Origin of the sequence: Streptomyces apocyni (genome assembly GCF_009739465.1) — a bacterium.
GTDB classification, from domain to species: Bacteria; Actinomycetota; Actinomycetes; order Streptomycetales; family Streptomycetaceae; genus Streptomyces; species Streptomyces apocyni.
The window spans coordinates 320,850-333,209 of sequence record NZ_WHOM01000033.1 but is presented as its reverse complement, the minus strand read 5'-3'; the positions used below and the strand labels follow the sequence as shown (position 1 = coordinate 333,209).

Here is a 12,360-nt window from a genome sequence, read left to right as displayed (position 1 = left end):
GCCACGGCCGCCCGCCGTACCCTCAAACAATCACACCGTCGCGGCGCATCGCGGCGATCTCCCCGTCCGTCACCCCCACGCCCCGCAGCACCTCCTCCGTGTGCTGGCCCAGCGCGGGCACCGCTCCCATCACCGGCTCCACCGCACCCGGCATCGTCACCGGCGGAAGCATGGCCCGCAGTGGCCCGGCCGGTGAGTCCACCTCCCGCCAACGCTCCCTGGCCGCCAACTGCGGATGCGCGGCGACGTCGGCGACATCCCGCAGCCGCGCACAGGCGATCCCCGCCTCCTCCAGCCGCCGCAGCGCCTCGTCGGTGTCCAGCTCCGCCAGTGCCTTCGCGACCAGCGCGTTGGTCTGCTCACGGTGCGCGGTACGGGCCGCGTTCGTCGCGTACGCCGGATCGTGCGCCAACTCCGGTCTGACCATGACCTGTTCGGCCAGCCGCCGCCACTCCCGGTCGTTCTGCACCGACAGCAGTACCCGCGCGCCGTCGGCCGTCGGGAAGGCGTCGTACGGCGCGATGACGGCGTGCGCCAGGCCGGTGCGCGCCGGTGGTGCGCCGCCGTGCATCGCATGGTGCAGCGGATGCCCCATCCACTCGGCCAGGGCCTCCAGCATCGAGACCTCCACCGGCCCGCCGACCCCGGTCGTCGCCCGTCGCAACAGCGCCGCGAGTACACCCGAGTACGCGTACATCGCGGCCGCGATGTCGGCGGCCGGAATCCCGGCCTTCACCGGCTGCTCCGGCGTCCCGGTCACCGAGACCAGACCGGCCTCGCACTGGACGAGCATGTCGTAGGCGCGCTTGTCGGCGTACGGGCCGCCCACCCCGTAGCCCGAGATGTCCACCGCGACCAGCCGCGGATGCCGGGCGCACAGGGTGGCCGCGTCCAGGCCGAGCCGGGCCGCCGCGCCCTGCGCGAGGTTCTGCACGAACACGTCCGCGTCCGCGATCAGGCGCCGCACGGCCGCCAGCCCTCGGGGGTCCTTGAGATCGATGGCGAGGCTGTGCTTGCCGCGGTTCGTCCAGACGAAGTGTGAGGCGAGGCCGCGCGCGGCGGTGTCGTAGCCGCGGGCGAAGTCGCCGCCGTCCGGGCGTTCGATCTTGATGACCCGGGCTCCGAGGTCCGCGAGCTGCCGGGTGGCGAAGGGGGCCGACACGGCCTGCTCGACGGCGACGACCGTGATGCCGTCCAGGGGAAGTGGCTGCATAGGCCACGATCCTTACTCGGCTGCCCCGCTCTTGTCACCCCATGAGCCGGTCAGCTTGGTGAGCCCCCGCGCGCCGACGGCTCAGAGCAGGGCGAACTGCCCGTCCGGACCTTCCTCGGGGTGGTCGAGTACCGAGGCGGGCCGCAGCGCGGATTCCGGGGGCGGCAGGACCCCGGCCCGGCGCAGCTCCGCCGCCGTGACCTCGCCCTCGACGGCGGCCGCCAGCGCCTCCTGCCGGGGCCGCAGCTCGGCGAGCAGGGCCAGCACGGTGATCAGCTCCAGCAACTCGGACGTCCACCCCTGCGGCCAGGTGGCCGGGCGTATCGCCTCCAGCGTGCCCGGCTCGGCCGGTTCCGTCCGCCGCGCGAACCAGTGCTCCAGCAGCCGTACCCCGCTCACATGAAAGTCCCAGGCCTCGGGAGGTACGGGCGAGATCCGGCCCTCGCCGATGAGCAGGGCCTCCTCATCGCGGTCGTAGAGCAGCTCGGCGGGCCGGGCCGGAAGCGGGGCGCGGACGTACGGACGGCGGCCGCCGGGGAGTTTGGGGCGCTCCCCGGTGCGCAGCTGGAGCCAGAGCAGGCGATGGCCCAGCTCCACGCCATGCGCCCAGATGTCCGGGTCGGCGGGGAGCGGCACCCGGCAGCCCGTCGCGGTCGCGGTCGGCAAGGCCACGGCCAGGGCCCAGGTGAGGAACTGCTCGGCGGTGACCGGCCCGCCGAGCCGCTCACCGATCAGCCGCAGCAGCCCCGGCGCCAGGTTCGGCTCGACGCCACCGGGCCGCCGGTACAGCGGACGGATACGTCCGGGGCGCCCGGCGGGGGAGCGGCCCTCGGGGAGCAGCGCGGTGGCGATCAGCGGGGGGCCACCGGCGCCGGGAACGTATCCCTGCTCCACCAGGAACAACTGGTGGGCGTCGGCGACCCGCCACAATTCAGGACGGGCCGCGTCGATCAGCCGGTGGTCGGGGATCAGCCACTGCTCGTCGAACGGCCCGCGCAGCACCCGTACGGGCTCGGGGCAGGGGCCCGACGCGCGGGCGAGCCGGCCGGTGCCCGAGGCCTGCCCGGGCAGCTGGGCGACCGCGCTGTGCAGGGTGCGCGATCTGCTGGGCCGCAGCAGCGCCTCCCGGGCGGGGCCCTCAGCGCGGACGAAGGCGTCCCAGCGGGACCTGAGGGATGCCGCGTCCGGCGCTGTCGGCCAGGCGCGGCCGAGCCGCAGCGGTGCGACGGACCACGGCATGAGGTCCGCGAGCAGCGGTGCGTCGTCGTGCGTCACGCCCAGCATCGTACTCACGGGTGGCGACCGTGATCAGTGGGCCGGACGGCGGCCTGAGCGGGCGTCTAGTGGGCGTCAGGCTAATGGGTATCCGGCTAGTGGGCGTCCAGCGAGTGGGTCCAGCTAGTGGGCGTCCAGCGTCACCGTGAACGAGAAGCGATCGCCGCGGTAGTGGATGCGGGCCACATCCAGGACGCGGCCCTCCTCGTCGTAGGTGACGCCCGTGTAGTGCAGGATCGGGCTGAGCAGCGGCACTTGGAGGAGCCTCGCGGTCTCCGGGTCGGCGAGCCGTGCCTCGACGGTGTCGGTGATGCGGCTGATGCGCACCCCGACCCCGTCGCGCAGCACCTTGGTCATGGGCCAGCGCGCCAGATCGGCGAGGTCGATGCGCTCGGCGACCTCGGGGAGGACGTAGTTACGCGCGTGGTTGGTCGGCTCGCCGGTCTTCTCGTCGCTGCGCAGCCGGTGGTACGTCGCGACACCGCTGGTGTCCGGGAAGTACTCGGCGAGTTCGGCTGGCACCGGGGCCGTGCCGTGGTCGAGCAGCTCGGTGGACATACCGGACTGCTGGGCCACGATCGCGTCCACCGAGCCGAGCAGCCGCACAGGACTGCCGCGCCGCGCGCTCGGCTCGATGAAGGTGCCGCGCCGCCGGTGCCGGGAGATCAGGCCCTCGTCCTCCAGCTCCTTCAGTGCCTGCCGCATGGTGAGCACGCTGACGCCGTAGTGCAGCGCGAGCTGTTCCTCGGTGGGCAGCCGCAGCGGCGCCTCCGGCGAGCGGCCGAGAATCGAGGCCCGCAGCGACTGGGAGACCTGATACCAGAGGGGCAACTTGCGATTGAGGACGATCGAGTCCGGGGCAAAGGCGGTCACGGCTGCTCCGTATTACGATCGGCTGACATCACTGGGCGAGTATCCCTCAGATCCCTCAGATCCCCAGTGCCGCTGGAGCCCCTGCCACACATCGTCATACCCCTGCTGCAGATGGTCCGCCGCCGCGGCCTGCGGCGTGAGCGTCACCGGCCACCGGGTCTCGAACATGAACGCCAGGCTGTCGTCGATCTTCTGCGGTGCGAGCTCGGCGGCGCTCGCCCGGTCGAAGGTCTCCCGGTCGGGTCCGTGCGCCGACATCATGTTGTGCAGGGAGCCGCCGCCGGGCACGAAGCCCCCCTCGCCCGCCGCCTTGGCGTCGTACGCGCCCTCGATCAGGCCCATGTACTCGCTCATCACGTTGCGGTGGAAGTACGGCGGCCGGAAGGTGTCCTCGCCGACCAGCCAGCGCGGCGCGAACACCACGAAGTCCACGCCCGCCAGGCCGGGTGTGTCCGACGGCGAGGTGAGCACCGTGAAGATGGACGGGTCGGGGTGGTCGTAGCTGATGCTGCCGATGACGTTGAAGCGTCGTAGGTCGTAGACGTACGGCAGGTGGTTGCCGTGCCAGGCGACGACGTCCAGGGGTGAGTGGTCGTAGGTCGCCTTCCAGAGGTTCCCGCAGAATTTGTTGACCACCTCGACGGGGCCCTCGACCTCCTCGTACGCGGCGACGGGTGCCAGGAAGTCGCGGGTGTTCGCCAGGCCGTTGGCGCCGATCGGGCCGAGGTCGGGGAGCTGGAAGGGGGCGCCGTAGTTCTCGCAGACGTATCCGCGGGCGCTCTCCTGGAGGAGTTCGACGCGGAAGCGGATGCCGCGCGGGATCAGGGCGATGTGGCCGGGCTCGGCGTGCAGCAGGCCGAACTCGGTACGGATCAGCAGCCCGCCGTGCTCGGGGACGATCAGCAGCTCACCGTCAGCGTCACTGAACACGCGGCGGTCCATGGCGGCGTTGGCGTGGTAGAGGTGCACCGCCATGCCGGTGCGCTGGGTCGCGTCGCCGTTGCCGCCGAGGGTCCACAGGCCGTCCAGGAAGTCGGTGCCGGGGGCGGGCTCGGGCAGCGGGTTCCAGCGCAGCCGGTTGGGGTCGGCGACGGTCTCGGTGAAGGGGCCGGTCCGCAGGGCGCCGTTGTCGGTGCGTACGAAGGCCGGGTGCGACGCCGATGGGCGGATGCGGTACAGCCATGACCTGCGGTTGTGCGCGCGGGGCTCGGTGAAGGCGGAGCCGCTGAGCTGCTCCGCGTACAGGCCGAGCGGGGCGCGCTGGGGGGAGTTGCGGCCGATCGGCAGGGCGCCGGGTACTGCCTCCGAGCTGTGCTCGTTGCCGAATCCGGACAGCCCGCCGAGTCCCTGGGCTGTCTTCCGCGCCTGCTCGATGCCGCTCATCGTGACCGCTCCTGAGTGCTGAAGGATTCCTATTGATAACCATAGGAATCCTGAGGATGACCGTCAACGGTGATCGCGGCGGCATCTGGGCGGCATCTGGGCGGGTCTGTGGGGTGTCTGGGCGGCGTCTGGTCGTATCGGCACCGGAAAAACTCCCTGTGCGCGGGGGGTTCCAAAAGATGAACAATCCTCTACTCTCTCGCGCATGTCATGGACCCGCAGGTTCCTCGCCGTCCTGGTGGCCATCGCCCTCACGCTGACCGCCGCCGCGGCGGCCCAGGCGCACGAAGAGCGGCCCGTCGACTTCCCCGACGGCTCCGGAAGTGTCCCCGAGTACCGCGAGGGCGAGCCGGACCTGCTGGTCTGCAAGACCGACCGGGGCGCGTTCGAACGCCGGATATCCGGCTTCCCCAAGGAGCTTCGCGAACGGAACCTGAAGCTCTTCACGCGCTGCCTGGACGACGGCTACCGGCACCTCCAGGAGGCCGTCGACGCGGTCGACAAGCCCGGCATGAACATCGCGATCCTGCCCGGGCTCTACGAGGAGGAGCCCTCCCAGCCGAAACCGAAAGGCGCCTGCGCGCGGCTGAAGGCGCCGGATTCCGCGCTCGGCTACCAGGTTCTGTCGTACGCGCAGCAGAAGCAGTGCCCGCACAACCAGAACCTGGTCGCGATCCTCGGCAAGAAGAACCTACAGATCGAGGGCACCGGCGCGGGCCGTGGCGACGTCGTGATCGACGCCAAGTACCAGAAGCTCAACGCCGTCCGCGCGGACAGCGCCGACGGCATCTACTTCCGGAACTTCACCGCCCAGCGCAGCACCTTCAACTCCCTGTACATCCTCGCCGCCGACGGCTTCGTCATCGACGACGTACTCACCCGCTGGAACGACGAGTACGGTTTCCTCACCTTCGCCAGCGACCACGGGCTCTACAAGGACTGCGAGGCCTACGGCAACGGCGACTCCGGCATCTACCCGGGCAGCGCATCCGACATCAACGCCGACCGCGGCTACGACGTACCGCGCTACTCCATCGAGATCACCGGCTGCCGCAGCCACCACAACATGGTCGGCTACTCCGGCACGGCGGGCGACTCCGTCTGGGTCCACGACAACGAGTTCGACCACAACATGGGCGGCGCCTCCATGGACTCCGCCTTCCCCGGCCACCCCGGACTGCCGCAGAACCACGCCAAGTTCGAACGCAACCGCATCCACGACAACAACCAGAACTACTACCGGCACGTCGCCGACGGCACCTGCGCCAAGCCACCCGTCGAGCGCGGCTACGAACGGGGCGTGGTGTGCCCGCAGATCTCCATGCCACCCGGCACCGGCATCATCACCGCGGGCGGCAACTGGAACATCTACGAGGACAACTGGGTGTACGGGCATGACCGCGCCGCCTTCTTCCTGAGCGCCGTACCCGCGTTCATCCGGGGCGAGTCGGCCTGGTCGAAGCAGGCCGACACCTCCCACCACAACCGCTACGCGAGCAACCACCTGGGCGAGGACCCGCAGGGCAAGGCGCGCCCCAACCGCACCGACGTCTGGTGGGACGGGCAGGGCGAGGGAAACTGCTGGCAGGCCGACACCGGAGCCTCCACGCCGCGCGCGCTGCCCGAGTGCGGAGCGAAGCGTGGCGCGGTGTCCGGCGGCTCCGACCGGCTGGCCGGCGAGCCCAGCAAACTCGCCCACCTGCTGGTCTGCGCCGACTACGACGTCCAGGCACGCCGCCTCCCGGCAGGCTGCGACTGGTACGGGGCGCGCGGCATCGAGCGGGTCGAGGTCCAGCTCTCGCTGGGCATCGCGGTCGTCCTCGCCCTGGTCGGCGGTGTGTTGTGGTGGCGCAGGCTGCGGCACGACCGGCTCGCGACCGTTGCCTCGGCGGTGGGCGCGGTCGGGCTCGCGCTGGACGTGGCGGGCTCGACGACCAGCCTCACCGCGTCCTACGTCCCGGCACTGGCGCTGCTCCTCATCGGCGCCTGGTGGACCGGCATCGGCCTCGCCCTGCGGCGTACCCGGCCGGTGCTGGGCTGGACGACGGTCGCCCTCGGCGCCCTGACCCTCCTCGACGCCTTCGACAAGGCCGTCCTGATGATCCCCTGGATTCCCCTGGGGCCAGCGTGGCTTCGCGGGCTGCTCGGTGTGGTCTGGGTGCTGTGGGCCGTGGTCGCCGCGGCGGGCCGCGACACCACCACGGCCGCGGAACCCGACGCCGAGACCGGCCCCGCCACGGGCAGCCGCCCCGACCCGGGCACCCCACCGCCCACCCCGAAGGGAGCCCCGGCATGACCACCTCCCCACCACGGGCCCGCCCGGCGCTAGCCCACTCCGCCCTAGCCCGCTCCGCCCGTCGAACCGTCCTTCCGCTCACCGCCGTCCTCCTCCTCATCGGCGCGGTGGCCGGGTGCGGGGGCCGCCCCACCACCCACCACAAGCCCGGCACCAGCCACGAGGAGGCCGAGGGCCCGGTCGGCGAACTGCTCGACACCAGGGACGAGAGCGGCCACCGCTACCGGCAAGTTCCCCGGAAGGGCGCACCCGAGGTCAAGCTCACCGCGCGCCCCGACTCCCATGACGGCTGGAACCTCCAACTCTCCGTACGGAACTTCCGGTTCACCCCCGACAGCGTCGGCGGCGGCGCCCTGCACGGCACCGGTCACGCCCACCTCTATGTCGACGGCCGCAAGACCGCCCGGCTCTACGCCCGCTGGCACCACCTGCCCAGCCGCCTGGTCGCAAAGGGCACCCGCGAGGTCACCGTCCGCCTGTACGCCGACGACCACACCCCATGGGCGGTGAAAGGCAAGCCAATCGAGTCCACCGCGAAGCTCACCGAGAACGCGGCCAGCCAGGACACCGGGCCCGCCGACCAGACTGTGAAGATCGCCCTCGCCGACGGCAAGGTCAGCCCCGCACCCGGCCGCGTGGACGTCAAGAAGGGCCAGCGAGTACGCCTGAAGGTGACCAGCGACCGCGACGACACCCTGCACGTCCACGGCTACGACCGGCAGGCACCCCTGCGCGCGGGGGAAACCACCACCCTCACCTTCACCGCCGACCGTACCGGCCTCTTCGAGGTCGAAACGCACGACGCGAAGCTGGTCCTCACCCAACTCGCCGTCCGGTGACAGCCAGCACCCCGGCCGGACTCGCCCACGGTGTCGGGTCACAGCACGACCTGCCGATCTCTCCCTTCTATGCCTACGCCGGTGCCTTCACCGCACTCTTCGTCTCCTTTCTCGCCCTTGGCCTGCTCTGGTCCACCTCCCGCTTCCACGGCGACCGCACCGGCCTGCCGCTGCCCGCCCCGCTCCAACGCCTCGCCGACGCCCGCGCGACCCGCACCGCGCTGCGCGGACTCGGTCTGGCCGCCGCACTGTTCGTCGCGCTGCACCTCCTGTTCGGTCCCGACGACCCCGACCGCAACCCGGCCCCCGGCGCCGTCTACGTCCTGTTCTGGGTCGGCCTCGTCCCCGCCTCCCTGCTCCTCGGCCCTGTCTGGCGGCTCCTCAACCCGCTGCGAGCCGCCTACGCCCTCGCCTGCCGTGCCGTGCGCCGCGACCCCGCCGCCGCGTACCGCCCGCTGCCCGCGCGCCTGGGCCTGTGGCCCGCCGCCCTCGGCCTGTTCTTCTTCACCTGGCTCGAACTCGCCGCGCCCGAGCCCGCGTCGACCACCACCCTCCTGACCTTCCTCGCCGTCTACGCCGTCCTCCAGCTCGCGGCCGCCGCTCGCCACGGCGACCAGTGGTTCGCCCGCGGCGATGCCTTCGAGGCGTACTCCACGCTGCTGGCCCGGCTCTCTCCCCTCGGCCGCCGCGGGGACGGCCGTCTCGTCCTGCGCAACCCCCTCCACGGCCTCGACGCGACCGAGCCTGCCCCCGGTCTTGTCGCCACCGTCTGCGTCATGCTCGGCTCCACCGCCTACGACGGCTTCTCCGACTCCCCTTCCTGGATCACCACCCTGCAGACCTCGACCCTCGGCCGTACCCCCACCGCCACACTCGGACTGCTCGGAGCCGTCGCACTCGTCGCGGCGCTGTACTGCCTGTGCGCGGGCGCCGCCCGCGCGATCTCGGGCCAACTACCGCATCCCCTCACCTCCTTCGCGCACTCACTCGTCCCCATCGCCCTCGGCTATCTCGTCGCCCACTACTTCACACTCTTCGTCACGGAAGGACCACGCACAGTCATCGTGGCATCCGGCACTGACAATGCCGTCCCACCCGAGCCGCCACTGGGTCCAGGCGGCCTCGCCACGCTCCAGGTCGTCGCCATCGTGACCGGCCATATCCTCGGGGTCATCGCCGCGCACGACCGGTCCGTACGCCTGTTTCCGCCCGCGCGAGCGGTCGCGGGTCAACTCCCGCTGCTGGCCCTCATGATCATGTACACCCTCGGCGGTCTCGGCCTGCTGCTCGCCTGACCGGACAACGCACCAGAACGCACCAGGCGGAACCGATCCACCCGTACCGGAAAGGCGGCGACGGCATCATGGAACCCGTGCCCCTGACCCAACCCCACACCGGCCCCTTCCGCCGCGAGCCCGTGCAGCAGCGCAGCGCGGAGCGCCTGACCCGGATACTCGACGCCTGCGCGGCCCTGCTTGACGAGGTGGGCTACGACGGCCTCACCACCCGTGCCGTGGCCGACCGGGCGAGCGTCCCTATCGGCTCGGTCTACCGGTTCTTCAGCAACAAGCGGGCTATGGCCGACGCCCTCGCGCACCGCAACCTGGAGCTCTACGCCCAGCGCGTCACCGTCCGTATCGCGGACCTCGCGCACGCCGACTGGCGGGCCGCCATCGACGTGGCGCTCGAGGAGTACGTGGCGATGAAGCGCACCGTGCCCGGCTTCACCCTCGTCGACTTCGGCGTCCCCGCGCAGTCCGGCGACCCCAACCACCTGGTCGCCGACCGGCTCGCCGCGCTGCTCGCCGGGCACGTCGACCGGCCGCTCGATGACCGGGCCAGGCGCGCCGTGCTCGTCGGTGTCGAAGCGGCCGACGCCGTGCTGCAGCGCGCCTTTCGCGCCGACGCCGCGGGCGACCCCGAGCTCATCGCCGAGGTGCGCACGCTGCTCCACGCGTACCTCGCGGGCACCTTCGGCTGAGAGCGGCCAGCCGCGCGCCCTACCAAACGTGCCTACCGAACGTGCCTACCGAACGTGCCTACCGAACGTGCCTACCGGTCGGTATGCTCGATGACGCCCGCGCGCCACCGTCGCCGCCCAGGGGAGGCCCCCTTGTCCACGCCAGACGCCCAGCACGCCCCATCCCGCACCGCCCTGCGGATCTGCCCACTCTGCGAAGCCACCTGCGGGCTGACCCTCACGATCGAGGGCACCAGGGTGACCGGTGCTCGCGGCGACCGTGACGACGTCTTCAGTCACGGCTTCATCTGCCCCAAGGGCGCCTCGTTCGGTGAGCTCGACGCGGACCCCGACCGCCTGACCCGGCCACTGATCCGCAGGACCAGCGGCGGCGAACTCGAAGAGGCGAGCTGGGAAGAGGCCTTCGACGCCATCGCGGAGGGCCTGCGGCCCCTGGTCGAGGAGTACGGGCCGAACGCCGTGGGTGTGATCCTCGGCAACCCGAACGTCCATACCATGGCGGGGGCGCTCTACCCGCCCGTGCTGCTGTCGGGTCTGAGAACCCGCAGCCTGTTCACCGCGAGCACGCTCGACCAGATGCCCAAGCACGTCTCCAGTGGACTCCTGTTCGGCGACGCCCTGGCGATTCCCGTACCCGACCTGGACCGTACGGATCACCTGCTGCTGCTCGGGGCTAACCCCCTGGAGTCCAACGGCAGCCTCTGCACCGCACCGGACTTCCCCGGCAAACTCAAGGACCTCAAGAAGCGCGGCGGCACCCTCACCGTCGTCGACCCGCGCCGCACCCGCACCGCGCGGCTCGCCGACCGGCATCTCGCGATCCGGCCCGGCACGGACGCCCTGCTGCTCGCGTCGATGGCGCACGTACTCCTCGACGAGGGGCTCGCCGACCTGGGCGTACTGGAACCGCACGTCGAAGGGATGGCAGAACTGCGGGACGCGGTGCGTGACTTCGCGCCAGAGGCGGTCAGCGCGGCCTGCGACGTACCAGCCGACGTCATTCGTACGCTGGCCCGGGAGCTCGCCGCCGCGCCGACCGCCGCCGTCTACGGCCGGATCGGCAGCAGCACCGTGGAGTTCGGCACGCTGGCCAGCTGGCTCGTCGACGTACTGAACACCCTCACCGGCAACCTCGACCGCCCCGGCGGCGCCCTCTTCCCGCTCTCCGCCACCGATCGAGCCCCGCGCCCAGCGGCCCCCGGCAAGGGCTTCGCGCTCGGCCGCTGGCACAGTAGGGTCAGCGGCCACCCGGAGGCCAAGGGCGAACTGCCCACAGCGGCGCTCGCCGAGGAGATCGACACCCCAGGCGAAGGCCGCATCCGCGCGGTCATCTCGATCGCCGCGAACCCGGTGCTCTCCGCACCCGACGGCAACCGCCTCGACCGGGCCCTGGAAAGCCTGGACTTCATGGTCAGCGTGGACCCGTACCTCAACGAGACCTCGCGCCACGCGCGCGTAGTGCTGCCACCCCCGCCACCCGCACAGAGCGCGCACTTCGACTTCGCCTTCAATGCCTTCGCGGTACACAACCAGGTCCGCTACAGCCGCCCCGCCATCCCCTTGCGGGAGGGCGCGCTCGACGAGTGCGAGATCCACGCCCGACTGATCCTGGCGGCGACCGGCATGCACGGCGCACCCCCGGACGCGGTCGACGCGATGGTTATCGAACGCTCCCTCGACAAGGCCGTCGGCGACCCCCACGCGCGCGTGCACGGACGCGACCCCAAGGAGCTCGCCGCTCAACTCACCGGAGACAGCGGACCCGAGCGGCGCCTGGACCTGATGCTGCGCCTTGGCCCCTACGGTGACGGCTTCGGCGCGAACCCGGGCGGCCTCACCCTGAGCAGGCTCCTCGAGCACCCACACGGCCTGGACCTCGGCCCCCTGCGGCCCCGCGTTCCGCAGCTGCTCAAGACGCGCAGCGGCCGTATCGAACTGCTGCCCGCGCCCATCGCCGCCGACCTGCCCCGGCTGCGCGGCGCGCTCGCCGACCGTCCGACGGGCTTCCTGCTGGTCGGCCGCCGCCACCTGCGCTCCAACAACAGCTGGCTGCACAACGTCCCCAGCCTCAACCGGGGCACCAACCGCTGCACCCTCCACATCCACCCCGAGGACGCCACCAGGCTCGGCCTCACCGACGGAGTGCCGGTCCGCATCAAGGGCGACGGGGGAGAGGTCGAGGCTCCGGCGGAGATCACCGACACCGTACGGACCGGGGTGGTGAGCCTGCCGCACGGCTGGGGCCACGACCGGCCGGGGACCCGGATGGCCGTCGCCTCGGCCTCCCCGGGCGTCAACAGCAACCAACTGCTCGATGGCACCCGGCTGGACCCGCTGTCGGGTACCGCCGTGCTCAACGGCGTCCCCGTCCAGCTGTCGGCAGGGGACCCCCTGGCGCCAAAAAACTAACAGCGCTAGTTTGGAGCGCGTATGCGAGCGTACGACCCACCGGCACGCAAGCCCGCACCCATGCCAACACCCAAGCCAACACGCAAGCCCG

The 12,360-nt window shown here is 71.6% G+C and carries 9 protein-coding genes; 5 read left to right on the top strand and 4 right to left on the bottom strand.

The features are described from left to right. Positions 1-22: 22 nt before the first annotated feature. The 4 genes from GCN81_RS02135 to hmgA form a co-directional block, all read right to left on the bottom strand. Positions 23-1,213 (bottom strand): CaiB/BaiF CoA transferase family protein, encoded by a 1,191-nt coding sequence (locus GCN81_RS02135; protein WP_156721672.1) that lies wholly within the window; start codon positions 1,211-1,213, stop codon positions 23-25. An 81-nt stretch (positions 1,214-1,294) separates the two neighbouring features. Then, positions 1,295-2,497 (bottom strand): type ISP restriction/modification enzyme, encoded by a 1,203-nt coding sequence (locus GCN81_RS02130; protein WP_197287442.1) that lies wholly within the window; start codon positions 2,495-2,497, stop codon positions 1,295-1,297. A 114-nt stretch (positions 2,498-2,611) separates the two neighbouring features. Then, a complete protein-coding gene (locus GCN81_RS02125; protein WP_156721670.1) occupies positions 2,612-3,361 on the bottom strand; it encodes a GntR family transcriptional regulator in 750 nt (249 codons plus the stop codon). 12 nt (positions 3,362-3,373) lie between these two features. Further along, the gene (hmgA, locus tag GCN81_RS02120; RefSeq protein ID WP_156721669.1) at positions 3,374-4,744 is read right to left on the bottom strand and encodes a homogentisate 1,2-dioxygenase; all 1,371 of its coding nucleotides are present in this window, start codon (positions 4,742-4,744) and stop codon (positions 3,374-3,376) included. Between the two features lie 205 nt (positions 4,745-4,949). On the opposite strand from hmgA, the gene GCN81_RS02115 reads away from it, so the two are divergent. From GCN81_RS02115 to GCN81_RS02095, 5 genes are all read left to right on the top strand, one after another. Then, positions 4,950-7,040, top strand: a complete 2,091-nt coding sequence (locus tag GCN81_RS02115; RefSeq protein WP_156721668.1) for a right-handed parallel beta-helix repeat-containing protein — start codon at positions 4,950-4,952, stop codon at positions 7,038-7,040. Beyond that, on the top strand, positions 7,037-7,879 hold the full coding sequence (locus tag GCN81_RS02110; RefSeq protein ID WP_156721667.1) for a cupredoxin domain-containing protein: 843 nt from the start codon (positions 7,037-7,039) through the stop codon (positions 7,877-7,879). Before GCN81_RS02115 ends, GCN81_RS02110 begins: the two co-directional genes overlap by 4 nt. After that, positions 7,876-9,174, top strand: coding sequence for a hypothetical protein (locus tag GCN81_RS02105; RefSeq protein WP_156721666.1), 1,299 nt, complete (start codon positions 7,876-7,878; stop codon positions 9,172-9,174). The genes GCN81_RS02110 and GCN81_RS02105 overlap by 4 nt, the downstream gene beginning before the upstream one ends. Positions 9,175-9,242: 68 nt before the next feature. Then, positions 9,243-9,860, top strand: coding sequence for a TetR/AcrR family transcriptional regulator (locus GCN81_RS02100; protein WP_156721665.1), 618 nt, complete (start codon positions 9,243-9,245; stop codon positions 9,858-9,860). 132 nt (positions 9,861-9,992) lie between these two features. Continuing rightward, positions 9,993-12,269 carry a molybdopterin oxidoreductase family protein gene (locus GCN81_RS02095; protein WP_231626299.1) on the top strand — a complete coding sequence of 759 codons (2,277 nt, stop codon included), beginning with the start codon at positions 9,993-9,995 and terminating at the stop codon, positions 12,267-12,269. The last annotated feature ends 91 nt before the right edge of the window (positions 12,270-12,360 follow it).

Bases quoted from the DNA above. Each gene is read 5' to 3' on its own strand.
- GCN81_RS02135 (WP_156721672.1), bottom strand. From the start codon at position 1,213: ATGCAGCCACTTCCCCTGGACGGCATCACGGTCGTCGCCGTCGAGCAG.
- GCN81_RS02100 (WP_156721665.1), top strand. From the start codon at position 9,243: ATGGAACCCGTGCCCCTGACCCAACCCCACACCGGCCCCTTCCGCCGC.
- hmgA (WP_156721669.1), bottom strand. From the start codon at position 4,744: ATGAGCGGCATCGAGCAGGCGCGGAAGACAGCCCAGGGACTCGGCGGG.
- GCN81_RS02130 (WP_197287442.1), bottom strand. From the start codon at position 2,497: ATGCTGGGCGTGACGCACGACGACGCACCGCTGCTCGCGGACCTCATG.
- GCN81_RS02110 (WP_156721667.1), top strand. From the start codon at position 7,037: ATGACCACCTCCCCACCACGGGCCCGCCCGGCGCTAGCCCACTCCGCC.
- GCN81_RS02115 (WP_156721668.1), top strand. From the start codon at position 4,950: ATGTCATGGACCCGCAGGTTCCTCGCCGTCCTGGTGGCCATCGCCCTC.